This is a genomic window from Shouchella hunanensis (assembly GCF_028735875.1).
Classification (GTDB): Bacteria; Bacillota; Bacilli; order Bacillales; family Bacillaceae_D; genus Shouchella; species Shouchella hunanensis.
The window spans coordinates 3,331,486-3,353,428 of record NZ_CP117834.1; the positions used below are offsets into that span (position 1 = coordinate 3,331,486).

At 39.8% G+C, this 21,943-nt stretch carries 21 protein-coding genes and 1 riboswitch; of the genes, 11 read left to right on the forward strand and 10 right to left on the reverse strand.

Going from position 1 to position 21,943, the window contains the following annotated elements; genetic code table 11:
* Positions 1-79: 79 nt before the first annotated feature.
* From PQ477_RS17230 to PQ477_RS17240, 3 genes are all read right to left on the reverse strand, one after another.
* Positions 80-922, reverse strand: coding sequence for an STAS domain-containing protein (locus tag PQ477_RS17230; RefSeq protein ID WP_035396449.1), 843 nt, complete (start codon positions 920-922; stop codon positions 80-82).
* 242 nt (positions 923-1,164) lie between these two features.
* A complete protein-coding gene (locus PQ477_RS17235; protein WP_035396448.1) occupies positions 1,165-1,491 on the reverse strand; it encodes a hypothetical protein in 327 nt (108 codons plus the stop codon).
* Positions 1,492-1,593: 102 nt separating this feature from the next.
* The gene (locus PQ477_RS17240) at positions 1,594-1,899 is read right to left on the reverse strand and encodes a hypothetical protein (protein ID WP_035396446.1); all 306 of its coding nucleotides are present in this window, start codon (positions 1,897-1,899) and stop codon (positions 1,594-1,596) included.
* Positions 1,900-2,209: 310 nt separating this feature from the next.
* Between PQ477_RS17240 and zwf the strand changes: the two genes are divergently transcribed.
* From zwf to PQ477_RS17255, 3 genes are all read left to right on the forward strand, one after another.
* Positions 2,210-3,691: a glucose-6-phosphate dehydrogenase gene (gene zwf, locus PQ477_RS17245; protein WP_274272550.1), complete on the forward strand. Its 1,482-nt coding sequence runs from the start codon at positions 2,210-2,212 to the stop codon at positions 3,689-3,691.
* A 237-nt stretch (positions 3,692-3,928) separates the two neighbouring features.
* Positions 3,929-4,690, forward strand: coding sequence for a hypothetical protein (locus PQ477_RS17250; RefSeq protein ID WP_274272551.1), 762 nt, complete (start codon positions 3,929-3,931; stop codon positions 4,688-4,690).
* Between the two features lie 241 nt (positions 4,691-4,931).
* Positions 4,932-5,069: a hypothetical protein gene (locus PQ477_RS17255; RefSeq protein WP_201769515.1), complete on the forward strand. Its 138-nt coding sequence runs from the start codon at positions 4,932-4,934 to the stop codon at positions 5,067-5,069.
* A gap of 220 nt (positions 5,070-5,289) precedes the next feature.
* Here the strand turns inward: PQ477_RS17255 and gnd are convergent, their stop codons facing one another.
* A complete protein-coding gene (gene gnd, locus PQ477_RS17260) occupies positions 5,290-6,696 on the reverse strand; it encodes an NADP-dependent phosphogluconate dehydrogenase (RefSeq protein ID WP_144558857.1) in 1,407 nt (468 codons plus the stop codon).
* Positions 6,697-6,817: 121 nt separating this feature from the next.
* Positions 6,818-7,543 (reverse strand): class I SAM-dependent methyltransferase, encoded by a 726-nt coding sequence (locus PQ477_RS17265; protein ID WP_274272552.1) that lies wholly within the window; start codon positions 7,541-7,543, stop codon positions 6,818-6,820.
* A gap of 263 nt (positions 7,544-7,806) precedes the next feature.
* Between PQ477_RS17265 and PQ477_RS17270 the strand changes: the two genes are divergently transcribed.
* The gene (locus PQ477_RS17270; RefSeq protein ID WP_274272553.1) at positions 7,807-8,805 is read left to right on the forward strand and encodes a peptidoglycan-binding protein; all 999 of its coding nucleotides are present in this window, start codon (positions 7,807-7,809) and stop codon (positions 8,803-8,805) included.
* A 41-nt stretch (positions 8,806-8,846) separates the two neighbouring features.
* Here the strand turns inward: PQ477_RS17270 and PQ477_RS17275 are convergent, their stop codons facing one another.
* Positions 8,847-9,719 (reverse strand): cation diffusion facilitator family transporter, encoded by an 873-nt coding sequence (locus PQ477_RS17275; RefSeq protein ID WP_144558859.1) that lies wholly within the window; start codon positions 9,717-9,719, stop codon positions 8,847-8,849.
* 159 nt (positions 9,720-9,878) lie between these two features.
* Here PQ477_RS17275 and PQ477_RS17280 point away from each other — a divergent pair, with 159 nt between their 5' ends.
* The 6 genes from PQ477_RS17280 (at position 9,879) to PQ477_RS17305 (ending at position 15,393) form a co-directional block, all read left to right on the forward strand.
* A complete protein-coding gene (locus PQ477_RS17280; protein WP_144558860.1) occupies positions 9,879-10,961 on the forward strand; it encodes a branched-chain amino acid aminotransferase in 1,083 nt (360 codons plus the stop codon).
* Between the two features lie 20 nt (positions 10,962-10,981).
* Positions 10,982-11,794 carry an HAD family hydrolase gene (locus tag PQ477_RS17285; RefSeq protein WP_274272554.1) on the forward strand — a complete coding sequence of 271 codons (813 nt, stop codon included), beginning with the start codon at positions 10,982-10,984 and terminating at the stop codon, positions 11,792-11,794.
* A 25-nt stretch (positions 11,795-11,819) separates the two neighbouring features.
* A riboswitch (TPP riboswitch) is annotated at positions 11,820-11,917 on the forward strand.
* 99 nt (positions 11,918-12,016) lie between these two features.
* Positions 12,017-12,595 (forward strand): ECF transporter S component, encoded by a 579-nt coding sequence (locus PQ477_RS17290; RefSeq protein WP_035396442.1) that lies wholly within the window; start codon positions 12,017-12,019, stop codon positions 12,593-12,595.
* Complete coding sequence (locus PQ477_RS17295) at positions 12,592-14,022, forward strand: ATP-binding cassette domain-containing protein (protein ID WP_144558862.1); 1,431 nt, start codon at positions 12,592-12,594, stop codon at positions 14,020-14,022. The genes PQ477_RS17290 and PQ477_RS17295 overlap by 4 nt, the downstream gene beginning before the upstream one ends.
* On the forward strand, positions 13,967-14,794 hold the full coding sequence (locus PQ477_RS17300; protein ID WP_144558863.1) for an energy-coupling factor transporter transmembrane component T family protein: 828 nt from the start codon (positions 13,967-13,969) through the stop codon (positions 14,792-14,794). Before PQ477_RS17295 ends, PQ477_RS17300 begins: the two co-directional genes overlap by 56 nt.
* 17 nt (positions 14,795-14,811) lie before the next feature.
* Positions 14,812-15,393 carry a DNA-3-methyladenine glycosylase gene (locus PQ477_RS17305; RefSeq protein ID WP_035396435.1) on the forward strand — a complete coding sequence of 194 codons (582 nt, stop codon included), beginning with the start codon at positions 14,812-14,814 and terminating at the stop codon, positions 15,391-15,393.
* Positions 15,394-15,448: 55 nt separating this feature from the next.
* Here the strand turns inward: PQ477_RS17305 and kynA are convergent, their stop codons facing one another.
* The 3 genes from kynA to kynU are packed head-to-tail and all read right to left on the reverse strand — an operon-like array spanning position 15,449 to position 18,176.
* Positions 15,449-16,273, reverse strand: coding sequence for a tryptophan 2,3-dioxygenase (kynA, locus tag PQ477_RS17310; RefSeq protein ID WP_274273593.1), 825 nt, complete (start codon positions 16,271-16,273; stop codon positions 15,449-15,451).
* Between the two features lies 1 nt (position 16,274).
* Positions 16,275-16,904 (reverse strand): arylformamidase, encoded by a 630-nt coding sequence (kynB, locus tag PQ477_RS17315; RefSeq protein WP_144558865.1) that lies wholly within the window; start codon positions 16,902-16,904, stop codon positions 16,275-16,277.
* On the reverse strand, positions 16,905-18,176 hold the full coding sequence (gene kynU / locus PQ477_RS17320) for a kynureninase (protein WP_274272555.1): 1,272 nt from the start codon (positions 18,174-18,176) through the stop codon (positions 16,905-16,907). It lies immediately after the preceding gene.
* Between the two features lie 181 nt (positions 18,177-18,357).
* On the opposite strand from kynU, the gene PQ477_RS17325 reads away from it, so the two are divergent.
* Positions 18,358-19,695, forward strand: a complete 1,338-nt coding sequence (locus tag PQ477_RS17325; protein WP_274272556.1) for a YheC/YheD family endospore coat-associated protein — start codon at positions 18,358-18,360, stop codon at positions 19,693-19,695.
* A 30-nt stretch (positions 19,696-19,725) separates the two neighbouring features.
* Here PQ477_RS17325 and PQ477_RS17330 read toward each other — a convergent pair whose 3' ends face one another.
* Positions 19,726-21,837: an ATP-dependent Clp protease ATP-binding subunit gene (locus PQ477_RS17330; RefSeq protein WP_274272557.1), complete on the reverse strand. Its 2,112-nt coding sequence runs from the start codon at positions 21,835-21,837 to the stop codon at positions 19,726-19,728.
* Positions 21,838-21,943: the final 106 nt, after the last annotated feature.

Genomic DNA, 21,943 nt, shown 5'->3' on the forward strand with positions numbered 1-21,943 from the left:
AAAATCGTTAAAGCCGATTTTACTTCTTTTTTCGTTTGAAATGGGGTTGGATGATGGCGACTGACATGGACATTTACTTTTAGAAAATCAGTTGTTTGCGTTCAAGAGCCTGAGCCAAAGTAGAATGAATGGTAACGTCAGAGAAAGAAATACCAAGCTGTACAGCTGTTTGAGCAATTTCTGGACGTAACCCAGATAAAGAGGTTTGAACACCAATAAGCTTTAACCCTTTAATAAGCTGGAATATTTGTTGTGCCACCATCGTATCAATAACGGGCACACCTGATAAATCAATGAATAGTGTATGAATATATTGCTCCGAGCAATGTTGGAGTGTATGATCAAACATTACTTTTGCACGGTGGGTATCAATCTCACCTACAAGTGGCAATAGAGCTGTTTTTGGAGCCAGTTGAATAATTGGTGAACTTAACTCATCAATCATTTGTTTTTGTGCATTTAATTGATAGTCTGATTGCTTTTTATTTTGCCTAGAAAACTCTAAAATGACTTCGTTAACTCCTTGAACGACAATTTCGTTCCAACGATAAACATCCTTAAGAGAAATAGATTCTTGTTTAACCGATTCGGCATAAGATAATATAAGATCCATATACTGTTGCTGTGTTCTAAAAAACTCGCTCAAAATATTGTTGAAGGGTGTTCGTTGATGAGCACGATCATTCGCAATTGATTCAATCCATTTTAAAAATTCTTCATCGTGAATTCCATTCTTAGTCGGGTTAAATAATTCAGTAAAAAGAGTGTGGAAAGCACGATTTTGGTCTTTGAGCAATTCAATTTGACGAGGATCGGAAGTACTATACACACCGTCTTGTGATTTGTCCAAAGACTTGTACCATTCTTCTGTCAGCTCGTCTGTTTTTGATTTTATATATGAATACAGTCCATCTGTTGGCAAAGGAAAGCCCCCTAAAGAGTTAAGAAATTAATTCTAAACTCTATACCCACTCTATATAAATTATAAACCTGTTTTAAATGAAATGTATAAAAATTCATGTATAAAGAGGACCGTATCGGCAACATCGCTTCAGCCGGTCACTCTGTTTAACTAGTCGGTTGAGTAGGTTTCATCGATTCTGTGATTCAACTAAAAGATAATGAAGCTATAATGAGAATGAAAATAAGTATAAGAAAAACCAATTAATTCGATACATTTTTTCGAATTCCTACTTTATCTCTTAAGCGACTTAACTCCATGAACCACTGCTTGTCCTTAGTGAGTAGTGCTAGTTCTTGTAAAGCTCTTATATCAGATTCTTTTAAACGAGCTTTGCTCGTTTGCAAATCTTCTTCATTTGCAAGTAGTGGTTGTTTGCCATTTAAAACTCGTTGCTTCGTGTAGAATTGATACATCGTTTTAATCGGTTCATTTGAAGAGCTTGACGCAATAACTTTAGCATCACTGATCCATCCTAATATACTTGTGCGACCAGCTTTATAAATCACCCATTCTCCATTTCCGAACATTCTATCAACTCCTTTAAATCATCGTATTCAAGTCTGAAGTTGAATATGTATTGCAAGCGTAAAAAAGTCGAGCTCGATTTCTGAAGCTCGACTTTTGCACTGTTAGCTAATTGTACAAATTTGAGAAAGTGTAAATGTTCGAGTTTGTACACCATCTGTAAACACAACCGTACCATTCGCAAGGTTAAACCCAATAAATATTCCTGTGAATGTGCTCGTAGCTGTCGTAATTGTTACTGGGGTGTTAGCTGGTAAAGCTAAGACGGTATTTGCAATCGCAACTAAAGATTGACAGTTGGTGCCTCTCGAAATTGGAAACGGAAAGAAAGGAAAACGACATGGATTTTGACACTGACAGTCACAATCATTTCGCTTTTCATTCTTTTTCTCATCGCGTGAACGAGACAAGTAATCCACCACCTTTTTGTAGGATACTGTAGACTATTCGCAGAAGTCAAAATGAGGTTGGATGATTCACCGAGACCAATCGCCCTTTTTCGTTTCTCTCACTAAATTCATTGGACAAACATGAAGAAGATGTGCAAGAAAATAGGATAGCGATTACAAAAAGCGGTTACAATGAAAAACAGGTAGAAACCAATGAATTCACAGTTCAAAATGTAGCTAAATGAAAGAGAAACTGGTATCATGAAAAGCACTAACCTTAGTATGAGGATAGAAAATGATAAGCGTTGTGAAATAGAAAGAGGGTATACTCATGAAAGATAATAGACAGTCAGAGGCTGTTTTTGTTATATTTGGGTCAACTGGAGATCTAGCAAAACGAAAATTGTTTCCATCTTTATACAATTTATATGTAAAAGGATTGCTATCGAATAAATTTGCTGTCATAGGATTAGGAAGAAGAGAGTGGAGCGACGAAACATTAAAACGTGTCGTTCAAGAAGCGCTAGAAGAAACCAATCAGCAACTAGATAAAGTAGAATCATTTCTTACTCATTTTTCTTACATGTCATTTGATGTAACGAATAAAGATTCCTATAAAGACTTAAAGCAGGAAATCGAGACAAAAGAAGAAGATTTCCAACTGCCAGGGAACCGAATTTTTTACATGGCAATGGCGCCAGAATTCTTTGGGCAAATTGCTCAGTCTATACATAAATATGGCTTAAAGGAAACAAAAGGGTGGACAAGACTTGTTATCGAAAAGCCATTTGGAACAGATTTACAAACGGCCAAAGTGCTAAATAGTGAAATACGTGAAGCGTTTGCTGAAGATGAAATCTATCGAATTGATCATTATTTAGGAAAAGAAATGGTGCAAAATATACAGGTCATCCGCTTTGCAAATGCCATGTTTGCACCGCTTTGGAACAACCGCCATATTGCTAACGTACAAGTAACCTCTAGTGAAAAGCTTGGTGTAGAAGGCCGAGGTGGCTACTATGAAAAATCTGGTGCATTACGTGATATGGTACAAAACCATATGCTGCAAATGGTTTCCTTATTGGCAATGGACGTACCATTGCAATTAACAACAGACGAAATAAGAAGTGAAAAAATAAAGGTGCTTCGAGCACTGCGTCTTATTACGAACGACAATATTGATGATACCGTTGTTCGCGCACAATATCATGAAGGTAACATGAACGGTCAACAGGTTCCAGGTTACGTCGAGGAAGACAATGTCGACCCTCATTCTTACACAGAAACCTATGTTGCGGCTAAATTAATGATTGATAACCACGTGTGGGCAGGTGTTCCTTTTTACATTCGAACAGGGAAACGGATGGCTGTCAAATCAACGAAGATTGTGATTGAATTTAAAGAGATGCCCCTTAATCTTTATGCGAAGGAACATAAAGCAACAGGACCTAACTTGCTTATTATTCACATTCAGCCAGACGAAGGCATTACGATTGTGTTAAATGGTAAAAAGATCGGCTCTGCCGACACAACCCCAGTCCATTTGGAATATCGCCATGATAGTGAAGATCGTGTTAACACACCAGAAGCATACGAACGTTTACTTTATGATTGCATGATGGGTGATGCCACAAACTTTGCTCATTGGGATGAAGTAAGTTTATCTTGGTCACTCGTTGATGCTATTTCAAATGCATGGAAAGAGTCTGCTCATAAACCGGTAAACTATCGAGCAGGGACAATGGGTCCTAAAGAAGCAGATCGTTTGCTGGCAGGTGATGGTCACGCTTGGTGGCCTGTTGAAGAAATGTAGACAAATAAGCAAGGTGACGGGAAGGAGTATACATGCTCCTTCCCTTATTTTTGTGGGTACAACTATGAATAGAATAAAGATCATGCAAACGGCTAAATTTGTATTAGAACTGGGAAGATTATCCTGATTTTGCTCTATAACCGTTAAAATGATTGTATTCATTCTTCTATTCCTGTAGCATTGTCCATCCGTCATCTTATACAAATGAAAGACAAATAGAAATGTAGATAAATCGATATGAATAAGAGAGGAGACCATTTGTTTAGTCCAACTGATTGGTTACGGTTGTTTATGGCAGCTCTTTTTATCCTTCCGATTGTCACGGTTATACGTGAATCAGGTTATTATTTGGCTGCAACACTGCTTAGAGGTGAAAATAAAAAATTAATTATCGGTAGCGGTCCTACTTTTTTTAAGCTCCGAACGATAGAGGTTAGACGTTATTTCTTTATGTACAGCTGGATGGAATACGATGAATTAAAGCCAGGTAACCGTTTTTGGCATGGTTTCATCTATGCTGCACCAATTATTACAACAGGCACTTTTGCGTTTCTTGTAAATTCACTCGTGCTTGGTGACGTTTTACCGCCTAATATCTTTTGGACCACCTTTATTTTTTATTGCTTCTACTACATGCTTTTCGATGTGATCCCAGTCTATCTTCCAGACGGACAGCCTACTAATGGACGTGCTATTTTTGATCTCATTTGGCACGGTGAACGGTCAGACTTCAAAAAGCTTAGAGAAGAAAACGAGTTGAATGCTCAAGGAAGCCATGAACGGAGTAATACAGTAGCTCAAGAAGAAACTATGGAAAATCGAGATCGAGATGATGAAGAAAGAGACGATCATACAAATCCGGAATCCAATGAAACAATGGATGATTCCGAGTCAGATTTTGATGAACGACGTAGTTATACAGAATCTCAGGAGCAAACGAAAGAAAATCGAGATCGAGATGAACGTGCAAGAGGAAATCATGTAGAGCCAGATAAGTAAAGGAACAAGTCAGTATGTTATTCACGCACAGATACTGAGAAGCAAAAAAAGCGCCGACGAACGGCGCTTTTTTTTTTGAACAAGAACGAACAGGTTGAAGAAGTTTTACTAAGGAAAAGCCGGTAAATGAGGGGTATGAACACTTGATAGAAATAGGCAATTTTTGAATAGAATTGTACGACAGAAACGGAGCTTTACCGTTTACAGTAAATAGTAAGCGTAAAAGAAGGGAGAAGTTCAAATGGAAAACATCTTATTGAATAACGGAATAAAGATGCCTGTTCTCGGTTTCGGTGTGTTTCAAATTGACGATCATCAACAGTGTAAACAAGCAGTTGTACAAGCAATTGAATCAGGCTATCGATTAATTGATACATGAGAGTGCTACTCAATTTAATCGCGTGTATGCACGACTATTTGGACGTCCGCCAAAAAAAGATAAGCTTCAATATAATCAAAACGTTTAACGAAATAGATTTTGTCAGTTTTGATGAATGGCTTGTTACGTTGAGAAAAAGTTTAGTGACATGCCTCATGTAAACATGAAAACCGCGATGGATAACTAAATCCACCGCGGTTTACTTTATTAATCGTCTAATTTATACCCAGTTCGTATGGAAAATACCGTCTTTATCAATACGCTTATACGTGTGAGCGCCGAAATAATCACGCTGCGCTTGAAGCAAATTAGCTGGCAAGCGTTCACTTCGGTAACTGTCATAATACGCAATGGCGCTTGAAAAGCTTGGGACAGGAACGCCGTTTTCAACAGCAAGCGAAATGACTTTTCTTAATGAGCTTTGATAAGAAGAAGCAATGTTTTCAAAGTAAGGATCGAGCAATAGGTTTGCTAGCTCTGGGTTACTTGAAAAAGCTTCCGTAATTTTATGAAGGAACGCAGCACGAATAATACAGCCTCCCCGGAAGATTCGTGCAACTTCTCCATATTGGATATCCCAATTCTGCTCATCTGACATTGCTTTTAATTGAGCAAAACCTTGAGCATAAGAAAGCACTTTACTAAAGAAAAGAGCTTTACGAATCTCTTCAATTAACGCTTGTTTGTCGCCTGAATAAGAAGAGATTTCTGGTCCAGAAAGCACTTTACTTGCTTGAATACGCTCTTCTTTAATTGCTGATAAGAAGCGAGCGAAAACGGACTCAGTGATGATCGATAGAGGAACACCTAGATCGAGGGCACTTTTGCTTGTCCACTTTCCTGTACCTTTTTGACCTGCCGAATCAAGAATAACGTCAACAAGTGCTTGTCCAGTTTCTTCATCTTGTTTTGTGAAGATGTCTGCGGTGATTTCAATTAAGTAGCTGTCAAGTTCGCCTTCATTCCATTCTTTAAAGACATGGTGAAGTTCCTCGTTTGAAAGACCAACAATCTCTTTTAATAGAGCATAGGATTCAGAAATAAGCTGCATATCACCGTACTCAATTCCATTATGAACCATTTTCACATAATGACCTGCACCATTAGGTCCAATGTATGTTGTACATGGTTCGCCATTTACTTTGGCAGAAATATCTTCAAAAAGTGGGCGAACGAGTTCATAGGCTTGCTTTTGTCCACCAGGCATAATAGAAGGACCCTTTAGTGCGCCTTCTTCGCCGCCTGATACACCAGCGCCGATAAAATGAACACCACGCGCTTCAACTCGTTCAGATCGACGAATGGTATCCGTATAATACGTGTTTCCTCCGTCAATTAAAATATCTTTTTCATCAAGTAAAGGAAGCAATGAGTCGATTACAGAATCAGTTACCTCGCCAGCTTGAACCATGAGCATAATTTTGCGAGGTGTTTCTAAAGAAGCAACAAGTTCCTCAAGGGAATAAGTCCCTACTAAGTTTTTCTTTTTCTCTAAGGCAATGATTTGGTTTACTCGTTCTTCGGAAACATCGTATAAAGAAACACGATACCCTTTACTTTCAAAGTTAAGGGCTAAACTTCTCCCCATCACGCCAACACCAATAACACCGATATTTTGCTTCGTCATTTCGTACGTCCTTTCTCTATTGCTTACCTGTAGTCAAGGCATGATTCTCTAAAAACTAATCATGCTCGAAGATTCGCTATGACCATACCACATGAAAGCGATTTCGAGCAAGCTGGGATTCTTACGTTTCTGTTTTTGACGCTTTTATGATAATGTGGCCAATTTTATCTTTATAGTTTGCCATCAATAATTGGTGTTGATGCATCTTTTCATAGAACTGGGTATTAATCGTCTCAGACGGTCGCATATCGTTTCCCTTGTCCGTTTCATCGTGCTGTAATGATTCTGCTGTGTACTTCTCCATCGTTTGAATGGTGCTAAAACCTGCCTGTGTTAATCGTTCTACCCATTGGTCAGATGAATAAAGTGCCGTAAATCCATAGGCGTTTTGTAGTACAGTTCGCTCGTCATTTGACAAAGGGGCGAAGCAAACAAGCTCATTGATAAAAAGGGTGCCGCTTTTTTTAAGCACTCGATATAGTTCAGCTAAAGCGCGATCAATGGACACGAAGCTTAATACAGATTCTGTTAGAGCATAATCAACATAATCTTGCTCTAATGGAATCGCTTCTATAGATGCTTGATGTAAATCAACAGGTAAAAGGTTGTCTGTAAAACGTTGCTGTGCTTTTTTAAGCATAAGAGGATGGCATTCAAGTGCAACCATCTCACAATCAAATTGTTGTTTAATGTAGGCGGACGTTTGGCCAGTTCCGCACCCACAATCAAGAACAGTCGAACGTTCATCAATGTCCATATGCATAATCATGGCTATTGATTTTTTAAAACCACCAGGGTGGGCGCTACCAATTCCAAAGGCAGCAAGCATATCTGTGTAGTTGGTCATACATATCTCCCTCTTGTTTTTTACTATCGTATGACCTAGTAGTGGTTTCGTGCTTTTTATGACCGTTATATTGTTACAGATAGGTTACAAAAAGATTAAATGGACTGTAATAAGTATTAATTTAGGACAACGACGAGTAGGTATGGAACAGATTACAAGAAGGAGGCGTTCATTTTTTTATGAAGACTTCAGAGGCTTTTCGCCACCGTAACAAAAGGGGATTAATGAAAAATAGGGAAAAAGCATATAAGGAGAGGTTCGTAATGAAATATATGATCGGTATGATCGCTACATTCCTAATGGGGGTACTATTTTTACTGCCAGACCATACATATGCAACATCTGTTCAAACGATTGAAACAAACGAAGAAAGTGAACGGGTAGAGTGGTTACAAAGCCAATTAGTGGAACAAGATTTCTTAAAAGAAGAGGATATGTCTTCCATATTCGATGATGCAACGGTTGAAGCGGTGAAAGCCTATCAAGAAGAGCACGGTTTAAGTGTAGATGGAATTGTTGGAAAGCAAACGTTAGGTGCGTTAGAAATATTGCAAGAGGGGAGTCAAGGATTGCTTGTAGAAGCATTACAAAAAAAGCTGCAGGAGCTAAATTATTATAGCAGTTCAATTGATGGCCAGTTTGGTCCTCTTACAACACAAGCGGTGGTAGCTTTTCAACAAGCCAATCATTTACTTGTAGATGGCATTGCCGGTCCAGAAACACATGCACATCTTTATTACAATCAAACAAAGGTAGCCAATGTTGTTGAATCAACTCCGGCTACTAAGCAACAGGAAGAGCAAGAGGCACAAGCGGAACAAACAGAAGATACGACTACTAGTGAGGAAGAACAAACAGTAGAAGTGACAGCGGAAGCAGAAGTGAACAATAAAAAGAAAGAAGAAACGACTATAGAAGAAGAAACGACAGCAGTTGAAGAAGAAACGACTGTAGCAGTAAACGAGTCTGCTGGTCAAACCATGACAATGGAAGCGACAGCATATACTGCTTATTGCGAAGGCTGTTCAGGTGTTACGAGAACAGGCATTGATTTACGTGCAAACCCAAATCAAAAAGTAGTCGCTGTTGATCCGAACGTTATTCCACTTGGTAGTAGGGTCTATGTAGAGGGCTATGGCGAAGCAATTGCCGGAGACACAGGTGGAGCGATTAAAGGACATAAAATTGATTTATACGTGCAAACAAAAGATGAAGCATTTCAATTTGGGCGTCAACAAGTACAGGTGACCGTGTTGAATTAAACAAGTAAGAAGCTGCAGAAACGACTGCAGCTTCTTTTGTTTTACGTTGTATCTGGCTCAACATGTACGGTTGTCTCTGTCACATCGTGTTGATCGCGAAGTGTTTGCTCGATAAGGTCGGCAATCTCGTGACTAGTACGAACACTCATAGACGGTATGACTGTAATCGTTACATCAGCGTAGATGGTTGAACCGACTTGCCTTGCTTTAATGCCCAACAAATTTTGTACACCGTCAATCGCCAAAACCGTTGATTTAAATGGCTGGAGTGCTTCTTCACTAAATCCATCAGTTAACGAGTGACTCGCTTCTTTAAAAATAGACCATGCCGTATAACAAATGATAAGACCAATTAAAAAAGCCATTAAAGGATCAATCCAGCTCAAATGAAGATGGGAGCCAATAATTCCAATAACAACACCAATACTAACTAGGGCATCATTCTTATTGTCTTGTGAGGCCGCTTTTAATGCTTGGCTATTAATTTTTTCTGCTAGCTTGCGGTTAAAACGGTAGACGAAAAGCATAATAATCGCACTAAATCCAGCTACCCAAGCAGTAATGAAACGAGGTGCTTCAACTGGTTCATTTGCAAGCAGCGTAGTCCCAGCATTTAGGATAACTTGTAAGCCGATGACAGCCATGATAAACGAAGCTAGGAGTGCTGCAATATGTTCAGCCCGAAAATGACCGTAAGGATGATCGTGATCAGGTGGCTTTTGAGATATACGCAAGCCAACAAGAACAGCTACAGAAACAATAATGTCAGCAGCATTGTTATAGCCGTCAGCCACGAGGGCTTGCGACAAAAAGAGGTAACCGATAATTAGTTTTAAGCTAGCTAAGAAAAGGTATGTGCCTATACTTAGCCATGCACCACCTTCACCTTTACGCAATTCCTCGTAACGTCTCATTCTTCTTCCTTTCTTTGGTGCATATTTATTGTTCGTCATTAATGTTTAAACTGTTTGAAAATACAAATTCGTGTTATAGTTATATGATAAAAAATCCTATTTTGATTTAGTATGGACAAAGATACTTATTTTATAAGGAGTAAGAAAGGAAGCTTTTTTATGTCAGAACATACACTGGAAATTATGAAATGTACCCACGAAAAGACAAAGCCAGATCCAGATTCTCTCGTTTTCGGAACAGTCTTTACAGATCATATGTTTATTATGGATTATTCTGAAGAAAAGGGTTGGTACAGTCCTCGTATCATTCCATACCAGCCCTTAACACTTGATCCAGCTTCAATGGTATTTCATTATGGACAAACCGTTTTTGAAGGGTTAAAAGCGTATCGATCGAAAGAAGACGGAACCATTCGCTTGTTTCGACCGGATATGAATATTAAACGTCTTAATCGCTCTAGTGAAAGGTTAACGATTCCGCCTGTTGATGAAGAACAACTATTAAGTTATTTAAAAGAATTGTTGATTATTGATAAAAAGTGGATCCCCGAAAAAGAGGGAACCTCGCTTTATATACGTCCATTTATTATTTCAACGGAACCGAATTTAAGTGTGGCACCTTCTCATTCTTATAAATTAATGGTTATTTTATCGCCAGTCGGCGCTTACTACAAAGAAGGAATGTCGCCAGTTAGTATTTTAGTCGAGGAACGCTATACGCGCGCTGCTCCTGGAGGAACTGGTACAGCTAAAACAGCCGGCAACTACTGTTCTGCTTATAAAGCTCAAGAACGTGCCACGGCAAAACAAAAGTCGCAAGTATTGTGGCTAGATGCAAGCGAGAAGAAATACGTTGAAGAAGTCGGAAGTATGAACGTCTTCTTTAAAATAAATGGCGAGATCGTCACACCAAAGTTAAACGATAGTATTCTTGATGGTGTGACGCGAAATAGTGTCATTCAAGTTTTAAAAGACTGGGGATTAACAGTAAAAGAGCAGCAAGTTGAAATTGAAGAAATCTTTCAAGCTCATCGAGACGGTGTCTTAGAAGAAGTGTTTGGAACCGGAACTGCTGCGGTGATCTCACCAGTTGGACAATTAGAATGGAACGATGAAAACATTACCATTCATAATAATGAAACGGGTCCTTTAGCTCAGAAACTATACAATTACTTAACAGATCTACACGTTGGAAAAGAAGAAGATCGTTTCGGCTGGATTGTTGAAATCGATAATGATTAATGGTTAAAGCGAGGGAGCCGATGATAAAAGCCGTATTTTTTGATTTAGACGATACATTACTGTGGGATAAAAAAAGTATTGCCTTAGCATTTAAGCAGACGTGCTTGCAGGCAGCTGTTGAAAAAGAGCTCGATCCAAAGGAACTAGAGGAGTGTGTAAGGGAAGAAGCAAGAACGCTTTACCAATCCTATGAGACGTATCCTTTTACAGTAAACATTGGCATCAACCCATTTGAAGGATTATGGGGTAGCTTTCGCGACGAAGAGGAAGGCTTTAAAGCGTTAAGAGAGGTTGCGCCAGTTTATCAAAAAGCGGCGTGGCACGAAGGGTTAAAGCGAGTGGGGATTGACAATGAAGCGTTCGCACAACATCTTGCAAATGTATTCCCAGTCGAGCGTCGTAAGCACCCAGTTGTGTATGAAGACACGTTCTCAACGTTAAATGTGTTGAAGGATAAAGTTCATCTTGTTTTACTAACAAATGGCTCTCCTGATCTACAAAATACAAAGCTAGAATTAACGCCAGAGCTTGTACCATACTTTGATCATATTCTTATATCTGGGTCTTTTGGAAGAGGGAAGCCGGACGTTATGATGTTTGAAGACGCATTACATCGTCTCCATCTTGAACCTCATGAAGCGATAATGGTTGGTGATAATCTTCATACGGATATTAAGGGTGCAAATGCAAGCGGGATTCCATCCGTGTGGTTAAATCGAGATAGCCGATCAAATGAAACATCTATTCACGCCACATACTCGATTGAATCGTTAGATGAGTTGTTTCGTTTAGAAAAAGTCAAACATTCCCTTGATAAAGCTTCAAGAATGTGATCTAATTAGCTTAACAAAAAATTATAAATGCCACTAGGGGTGCGAAGAGCTGAGAGAGGATAAATCCTTAACCCTTTACCTGATCTAGATAATGCTAGCGAAGGGAAGTGCGATATGTAGAATGATTGGTTGTTTGTAAGTCCTAGCCAGTTTATTTGCATGCGTCGTTCCGTCGTTTAGATGGAACGTTTTTTGTGTTCGTAGTGGTGGACAGGAGTCGAAATGAAAAAGAAGAATAGGCTGACGTTAGCGGATATTATTGTGACAGTTATGATTGCCACTGTGTTTGCGGTTGTGTACCGATTATGGAGTCCTGTTACAGACGTTGTTGGATTATTTGGTTTACAACTGGAACAGCTTATCTATGGCATGTGGTTTATTGCAGGTACAATTGCGGCTTTGATCATTAAGAAGCCGTTCGTAGCTTTAATTGCTGAAACGGCTGCGGCGTCTGGAGAATTTATCGCAGGCTCCCCGTATGGTGGCATATTGCTTATTTATGGAATTCTTCAAGGAATTGGAATGGAATTAGCCTTTGCGCTATTCCGCTACAAAGTGTACTCCATCTGGACTGCCATGCTGGGTGGCGTGTTCGCAAGTTTTGCTTCAATTGGATTAGATTTCTTATATGCCAATATTGGTCAGTTGACAACGTGGGCGCTCGTTGTGCGAGTAAGCTTACGAACGATTGGTGCCATTCTCATTACAGGCGTTTTAGCTGCTAAACTGGTACAAGCATTGCAAAAGACAGGGGTTCTCGATTCGTTTGGATCGCACCACAAAGGAAGGCCGTTCTCATGAATGCGCATCAACCAATTGTATTAAAGGAGCTCACTGTACGAGATCAACAGAACGGGAAACTCATTTTAGATCGAGTTTCCTGTACAATTAAACCAGGTGAAAAAGTATTAATTGTAGGGCCAAGTGGTGCGGGGAAATCGACTTTATTACAAGTGATTGCTAAACTTCTTGATACAACGAACCAGTTTGAGGTAAAGGCTGAATCGTATCAAGTCCCACCGTGTAGCTATGTATTTCAAGATCCCGATTCGCAGTTTTGTATGCCTTATGTAGACGAAGAGCTTGCGTTTATGTTGGAGAATCAGCAAGTTGCTTCAGAAGATATGCTCGCTATTATAAAAAAAATGCTAACGACGGTTGGTTTACAAAAGGATCAACCCCATACTCCGATTCAAACGTTATCAATGGGAATGAAGCAGCGATTGGCATTGGCCTCTGCCATGCTCCATAACCAAGAATGCATGTTGTTAGACGAGCCTTCTGCATTACTCGATCCAGATGGTGCAGTCCAATTATGGAAAGAAGTGGCGAAGCATTCTGAAGGGAAGACGGTTGTAGCCGTTGAGCACCGTATTACGGAAGCACTCCCGCATATGGATCGCATTCTACTCTTTAATCATCGCGGACAGCTGGTAGCCAATTCTAACGCTACTGTTTTCTTTAACGAGTATCGAAAAGAGGTTATAGCTGCCGGCATCTGGCACCCACATTCATGGAGTGACTATGCAAGTGAAAAACAGTTTGCTAGCAGTTTTAAAAAGAAAAAAGAAGTGCTATCGCTTAGCGATTGGCAGCTGTTAAGACGAAAAAAACCACTCGTTACCGTTAAGGAAGCAACTGTGTATCAGAACGATTGGATTTGTATAACCGGCGTTAATGGCGCAGGTAAATCTTCGCTACTTTATGGATTGATGAATCTACTTCATCATAAAGGCAGATACACATTAAATGGGGGACTCGTTCATCGTAAAGAAAATGTGACAGATCGAATTAACTTTGTCTTCCAAAATCCAGAATTTCAATTTGTCACAACCAACGTGGAAGAAGAATTGCTCTTTTCTGCAACGAATCCCGAAGAAGATGCGCTAGTGAAGACGATCTTACAGCAATTTGGTCTTTCTGAACACCATGATGTGCATCCATACCGTCTTTCTGTTGGTCAAAAAAGACGGTTAAGTGTAGCGACAGCGTTTGTTCATTCAAAACCGTTTCTTTTTCTTGACGAACCTACGTTCGGTCAAGATGCTTTTCATACGTTTACATTGCTTGATTTAATGGAGGACTTTCGTCAATCAGGTGGGACAATTGTGATGGTTACACATGATGAAACGTTAGTTCAACTCTTTGCAACTCAAGAATGGCATGTGAAAGATGGAGCACTTTTTTCTAGTGAAGGGAGGCAGCTTGAAGGTGTACTCGCTACATGATACATTTCTCACAAGCATTAATCCAACAGTCAAACTCCTTTGTTTGCTAGCGCTTTTTTTTGTCATTGTGCTCATTCATAATCCAAATGTATTGTTGTTTATGGTTGTATGTGCACTTCTCGTAACAGTCTTCTTTTCGGGTCATCCAAAACGATATGTCCTCTTGTATGTTGCATCATTCGTGTTGCTATTTGTGTCTGCATCAACGACAATGATTTTTTTTGGACAAGGTGAAACAACATGGGTAAAATGGGGGCTACTTCATATTACAGAGGAAAGCTTCTACACAGGTCTTCATCTAGGCTTACGAGCAACATTATTTGCAACTCTTGGTTTACTGTTCCTTTTAACGACAAAGCCTGTACTCTTATTTTATTCCCTGATGCAACAGCTTAAACTACCACCGACGTTTGCTTATGCTTTTTTAGCGGCAGTGCGAATGCTGCCGATTATGGTAGGAGAGTTCCAAACGCTTCGCCATGCCTATCAAATTAGAAACGCGAAACAAAAGCCAAGAGGAAAACGATTGTACCGAGCTGTTTCATTTTACGTAATCCCGTTACTGACACAAGCGATTCGACGAGCACAACGACTAGCTGTAGCGATGGAAGCCAAGCAGTTTAACCAACAAAAACGAACTTTTTACTATCCTTTGACTTACCGTTGGGTTGATGGACAATTTCTCTTGTTGTTGGTCGTCTTTGTAGGAATTAGTTATACGCTAGGTCAAATGCTACCGATTGTGCCAACAACAGATATTCGACTGAGTTAATCGGAAAGGACATTTCTATGATAGTGGAAAGGATGCCAGCCAACTTTTATGCTCAATCAACTATTGAGTTAGCAAAAGCACTTATCGGGAACTACTTAGTTCATTTTCTTGATGGGGAGTTACTAGCAGGCAGAATTACAGAAACAGAAGCATACTTAGGTGTTTTGGACCGAGCTTGCCACAGTTACGGTAGAAAGCAAACCAAACGGACCCGAATTCTCTACGAGGAGCCAGGACATATTTATACGTATACGATGCATACACATTGCCTGTTAAATGTAGTAACGGAAAGAAGAGGTCAGCCTGAAGCAGTGCTCATTCGAGGGATTGAACCTGTATGGGGAATCGAAAAAATGGAATCTTTAAGAGGAAAGTCTGCTCTAGACAAACAGTTTGCAAATGGACCAGGTAAATTAACAAAAGCATTGGGTATTACAATGGAAGCTTATGGGGAGTCATTTATTGACGGTCCGCTCTATATTGGTTACAACGACAAGAAAAATGTAGCACCACTGCTGGTAAAAGCGACGAGGAGAATCGGAATCGATAACACGGGACAAGCAAAGTACTTTCCCTTTCGCTTTATTGAAGACAGATAAAAACGTACAAGCCTCGCATAAAAGCGAAGCTTGTACGTTTGTTTTATTGTGCTTTTTAAATCGTTGTCCGCAATTCCCAAAGCTCTGGAAAGAAGTAGTCGTCGAGCACAGCCTTTAAATAATGAACCCCTGCTGAGCCTCCTGTGCCTGATTTCATTCCAATAATCCGTTCAACTGTTTTTAAATGTCGAAAGCGCCATTGCTGATGCCAGTCTTCGAGATCCACGAGCTTTTCAGCGAGCTGGTAAAGGTTCCAATAGCGATTCGATTGTTGATAGACGACTTGCCATGCGTCTCTGACTGACTCGGTCGATTGATGACTTTTTGTCACATCTCGCTCTAAGACGGTTTTATCGGAAAATAACCCCGCTCGCGCAAGTGCTTGAATGGCCTCGTCGTAAAGGGTAGGCTTCTCGTAATCCGCTTGCAATCCTGATAAGATGGTCGGCTCGTTTTCATAAATTTTTAAGATATGAGGTGTTTTTTTCCCTAATAGAAACTCAAGCTGACGGTGCTGATAAGATTGAAAGCCAGAAGCTTGCCCTAAACTATCGCGGAATTCGACATATTCGCTCGGTGTCAATGTAGCGAGAACATCCCACGCTTGAATAATTTGTGCTTGGGTTTTTGAAACTCGAGCGAGCTGCTTGAAGGCAGGTTGAAATTGATCTTGTTGAAGGGATGTAATCGCACCACGTATTTCGTGGAGCATTAACTTCATCCACAGTTCGCTTACTTGGTGAATCACAATAAACAGCATCTCATCGTGATGATCTGACAGTCGCTTTTGACTATTTAAAATCGGTTCTAGCTGCAAATAATCACTGTACGTCATTTTATCTTTAAAGTCTGTATAGGCAGAATGGCTGTTCTTTGTCATGTCAATCACTCTCCAAAGGTTTAATAATCGCTCGTACTGGGCTGCCATCACCGCCAACAATGCGAAGAGGTAGGGCAATAAATTCATATAAGCCCTCCTCAACATGATCAAGTACAAGGTTCTCAATAATGGCGATATTTGCTTTACCTAGACTATGATGACCGATTAATTCCTTACTCGTGACCGGATCAACACTTGGGGCATCTACACCTAATAAGAAAACACCTTTTTTATGTAGATAGTTCGCTCCATCTTCTGTAACGTATGGAATATCTGTTGGAAAAACGGTTGGATCCGTTTTCGTTTTTGTTTTAATGAGTAGACGTCTAACACCGGTTAAATCATACGTTTCAAGTAAAGTTTGATTAATGGCTCGTGCGCCAATTGCAGTCATAACCGCTGCTTGCCCTACATACGTCTCTAGCGGTAACTCATCAATTGTTGCGCCTGTTTCGTGATAATGAAACGGTGCATCAGCATGAGTACCTGTATGAGTACTGGTTGTGATTTCACCTATATTCACTGAGCCCGTTTCTTCCATAGGAGCCGATAACGTGTATGAGAAAGGTGTATCGCCTGGCCAATGGGCAATCTGGTTATGTAGCGGCATTGTAATATCAATCCAGCCCATTTATGCAATCACTCCTCGTTTATTTTCAAATTGTAGATACGTTTTCTTTTTCATTATAGTTGCAAGGGTATGCGCTGTCTCATAAACATCCGTAAACGAATTATAAAGAGCAACTGGTGCAATGCGGACACCGTTGGGACTTCGGAAATCAGGAATAATACCTTCGGATTTGAGTGCTTTGCAAATGCGTGCAGCTTCAGGGTGCTCAAGAAGAAGGTGCCCTCCGCGCTCCTCATCATGCACGGGTGTAGAAATCGTAAACGACTGTGTGTCAGGTAGCTGGTGTAGCAGGTTGCGTAAATAATGAGTGAGCGCCAATGATTTCGTTCGAATTGCTTCTATACCGACGTCAGTAAACATGTCTAACGAGCCAATGAGTGGTGCCATTGATAAAAGGTGAGGAGTTCCAAGCTGGTAGGATCCAACAGCTGCACTTTTATGGAACAGTGGACTCATATCAAATTGTTTCGATTTATCAGAGCCAAACCATCCTCTAAGACCTGGTAATGTAGTGTGATGCTTTTCATGAACAAATAGACCGCCAACACTACCGGGTCCCCCGTTTAAATGTTTATAGGTACACCAGAAAGCAAAATCAACATTCCATTGCTTAAGTTGATGAGGCACAGAACCGATAGAATGACAAAGATCAAAGCCGATCAAAATCCCTTTATCGTGTGCTGCTTTTGTTAATCTTTCAAGAGATAAAAGCTGCCCGCTTCGATAGAGTACGCTTGATAGAACCACCACAGCAACGTCATCGTCAAAGGAGGCAATAATATCTTCCTCAGATAATGTATGACCGTCTTTGCTTTCAATTAAACGGAGCCCTTTTTCATGAGAGATGCTATGGAGATCAAGATGCGAGTGAATTGCGTAAAGGTCTGTCGGAAAGCTAAGGGCTTCACTGACAATAACATAGCGGTCGGCTGTTGGTTGATAAAACGTAGCAAGCAATTGATGAAGATTGACCGTTGTTGAGCCCATTGCTAACACTTCTTCAGTTGATGCACCAACGAGTGGCGCCATTGATGCGCCTAATTTCTCAGAAAGGGTGAACCAGGGGTACTGACCATCTGTCCATCCATCAATTCCGTATGTTTTCCAATCTTCAAGCATTTGTAAGACTGCCTGTTCAGCTCTCTTACTTAGTAACCCAAGTGAATTGCCATCCATATAGATGGTGTTTTTATCAAGATAAAACTCTTTTTGATAAGGAGCTAGCCTATCAGTTGCATCGAGTTTCGCTGCATACTGCTTTGAAGTGTCCATCTACTCACATCCTTGTTCATAAATTTATGACTCTAGTTAAACGTATCAAAATCCTATTCAATTGAACAGTGGGAATTAAGCGGAGAACGTTAAATATGTGCGTTTCCTGCGCTCCTTACGTCTAATCGAATTCTTTCCATCTCACATAAAGTAGTTACATAGAATGTATGGAGGTGGAGAAATGATGTCAGCCACATTTTCTGTGGTGTTTCGTTCAAAAATAAAACAAAAAGAAGAGACAATTCTAGTACCGACATGTTTGAGAAAATGGTTCACTTATAAACAAATACAGTTATCGTATGGACTCGCATCTTGTAATCTAACAATCTCTTATTATGATGAGAGAGAAAACGATTCGTTGTCCATTTATGTTCATAAGAATGTTCAAAAAGAATTAGCTCTTCATAAAAAAGAGAGTTATCAAGTAAGAGTGGATCAGAACGAACTAACCATAGGTCCCTATATTGGCTTATTGCTAGGGGATCAGCCAGCGAATTATACCGCTGCATTTATGAAAGAACATTATGAAGAAAGAATGAAGCTACAAACCCAACTCGGTGTACGAGTAGCTGCTTTCTCAATCAAATGGGTTGACCTAGAACAGACAAAAACAAAGGCACTAACGTATTGTGTGGAAACAAAAAAATGGAAAGAAGAAGTAGTTCCGATTCCTAAGATTATTTATAGACGTCATTTGCGTCAAGACGAATTCAATGCGTTTAAAAAGCAAATTATACAAAAAGGGGGAACGATTTTTAATTCTAATCGACCAGATAAGTGGGAACTTCATGCCTATTTTAGTGAAGATAGCACGTTAAAGAGTGTTTTGCCTGAGACAGAAAAGTGGACAAAGGAAGGTCAATTAGAGCGTTGGTTACAGGAAAAGCCAAAATTTGTATTGAAACCGATTTTAAATTCGCAAGGTCGGGGTATTTATATGATTACAAAATTAAAGCAGTCGAATCAGTTTTTAGTCTATGATTATGCCAAAACCGATCAAGCAATAAAAAGAAAGCTAACCAAAAAAGCGCTGTTACGATTTTTTCATAAACGTAAATTACGATCGAAAGACTATTTAATACAAGAGTGGATTTCATTAAAGAAATGGGAGTCACGACCATTTGATGTCAGAGTATTTTTACAAAAAGAAACGACTAATTGGCAAGTAAACGGAATCGAATGTCGACAAGCTCAAGTTAAGCAGCTTATTACTAATTTTTCAAAAGGGGGAAGAGTTCTCCCTCTAAACGAAATATTTGGTGGAAACACAAAAGTAAAGGAAGCAGAAATTGAACAATTGTGTGTAGAAATAGCGAATAAGATTGAATCGATTTATCAAGATGATCATTTTGCTGAATTAGGAATTGACCTTGCTTTTGATGTGAAGCAAAAGCGTTTCGTCCTTATCGAAGTTAACTTTCGACCAGGATACAAAGGACTTAAACTGTTTGATGAAGACGCTTATTATCGGGTTGCATGGTCACCGTTTAAGTACGCCGCAAAAATGGAAGGGTTTTAAGCAAAAAAACTCTGGGGAATTCCCCAGAGTTTATTCATGTGCAGCGTTTACTTGTAACATTCCTTCTTTAAGAACCACTTCTATATGCGTAATGTCGCCATCTTCAATAAGAAGCTCGGTAATATCGTCTTCAATTGTATCTTGAATAACGCGGCGTAATGGTCTTGCACCAAAAGAAGGGTGATAGCCTTTTTTCGCTAGTTCTCGTTTCGCGTCATCACTTACATGAATGGTCATATTTAGCTCATCTAAGCGAGTACGAAGATCATCTAGCATCACATCAACAATTTGAATTAAATCGTTTTCTGTTAGTTGATTAAACTCAATCAATGCATCAAAGCGATTTAAGAATTCTGGCTTAAAGTAGTCATGCAGACTCTCAAGAATTCCAATCGTTTTACTTTGTTCAGCGTTAAAGCCAAGGGAACGAGAAGTGGAGCCAACACCTGCATTTGATGTCATAATGACCATGGTATCTTTAAACGAAACGACTCGACCTTGACTGTCAGTTAAACGACCATCCTCCATAATTTGCAAGAACATATGTTGTACATCAGGATGGGCTTTTTCAATTTCGTCTAACAAGATGATGCTGTACGGATTGCGGCGAACTTGTTCAGTTAATTGGCCACCTTCTTCATGTCCAACGTAACCAGGAGGTGAACCGATTAATTTAGAAACGGCGTGTTTTTCCATAAACTCACTCATATCAAGGCGAATCATATTTTCTTTATTCCCGTAAACTTCTTCGGCTAACTGCTTCGTTAACTCAGTTTTACCAACGCCAGTAGGCCCGACGAAGAGAAAGCTAATAGGGCGATTGCCTTGCTTCAAACCAGCGCGGCTACGTTTGACTGCTTTCGCTGTTTTTGAAACCGCATCTTCTTGTCCAATGACTTTACTAGCAAGACGGCTTGTTAAGTCACGCATTTTTTGCTGCTCATCTTTTTGCAGTTTCTGAACAGGAATACCTGTTTGTTTTTCAATTAATGCTTGGATGTCTTCAATTTTAACGTTAATCGGCGTTAAGCTTGATGCCGTTTCTTTAAGTTTCTCTCTAATGACATTTTCCTCATCACGTAACGTTGCTGCTTGTTCGTATTGTTCATTTTTAGTAGCGGCGTGTTTTCGTGCGCGAACATCATTTAATCGCTTTTCAAGAGACGTTTTATCTTCATGTTCAATAGAAAGCGACAAGCGGGATCCAACCTCATCAAGTAAGTCAATTGCTTTATCCGGTAAATAGCGGTCTTGAATATAGCGGTTTGAAAGACTTACAGTTGCACGTAGTACTTCATCTGAATAGGCTACACCGTGATACGCTTCATAGACTGATTTCAAGCCTTTTAAAATCTCATATGCTTGCTCTTCTGTTGGCTCTTTTACAGTCACTGGTTGGAAGCGACGTTCAAGTGCGGCATCTTTTTCAATTTTACGGTATTCATTCAGCGTTGTAGCACCGATTAACTGCATTTGCCCACGTGCGAGTGCTGGTTTTAAAAGGTTGCTTGCATCCATATTACCTTCACCAGAAGCACCAGCACCAACGAGCATATGAAGCTCATCAATAAATAGAATGATGTCTTCGCGTTGAGATACTTCATCAATTAATTGCTGCATGCGTTCTTCAAATTGACCTCGATAGCTTGTTCCAGCAACGAGAGAAGCAAAATCTAGAGAAAAGATTTGCTTATTTAGCAGTTTTGCAGGCGCATTGCCTTGTGAGATACGCAATGCTAAGCCTTCAGCAATCGCTGTTTTCCCAACACCAGCTTCACCAATTAAAACGGGATTATTTTTCGTTCGGCGACTAAGGACTTGAATGACTCGTTCTACCTCTTGATCGCGACCGATAACTGGGTCAATGTTTCCGTTCTCTGCTTCATGGCTCAAATTGTGTCCAAATTGAGCCAAAAAGCTGTCTTTCTCGTTTTGTTGTTCTTTTATTTGTGTATGATGAGGCTGTTGTTCTTGCCCACCCATGAACGATTGAAAAAAAGATTGGGCTGGGGCCGCCTGACCATTTGCTTGTCGTAATTCTTGTAAACACGTTTCACATAAGATCATCTGTTTTTTATGCTGATTCACAACAAGATTTAATGATACTGTGGCATCATTTGTTTGACAGTGTTGACATTTCATCTTCAATTACCCCCATGTTTAATATTTATTGACTTTGACTATATTTGACCATTAGGTGTGTAAGAAACAGCTATCGCAAAGGAGTAGCTGTCTTATATAGACTTAT